Here is a 242-nt window from a genome sequence, read left to right as displayed (position 1 = left end):
GCGGAAGATCTGCTGCTCGTCGAAGACCTCGTGCAGCTCGGCGTTGAGGTTGACCGCCGAGGCCAGGTCGGTGCCGAACGGCTTCTCCATCACGATCCGCGACCGCTCGACCAGGCCGGCCGTGTCGAGCTGGTGGACGACGTCGAGGGCGGCCTTCGGCGGCACGCTGAGGTAGTGCAGCCGGCGCTTGCGCTCGACGGGGCCGGGCAGCGTGTCCTCGGCGCGCTCCACCTCGTCGGCGA

General features: G+C 71.1%; 1 pseudogene. It reads right to left on the bottom strand.

The features are described 5' to 3' along the window. A pseudogene (locus QWY29_RS20590) lies at positions 1-242 on the bottom strand (glucose-6-phosphate dehydrogenase); the annotation flags it as partial.

The sequence above is a fragment of the Nocardioides abyssi genome, from assembly GCF_030412915.1.
GTDB classification, from domain to species: domain Bacteria; phylum Actinomycetota; class Actinomycetes; order Propionibacteriales; family Nocardioidaceae; genus Nocardioides; species Nocardioides abyssi.
This window is presented reverse-complemented; position numbering and strand designations above follow the sequence as displayed.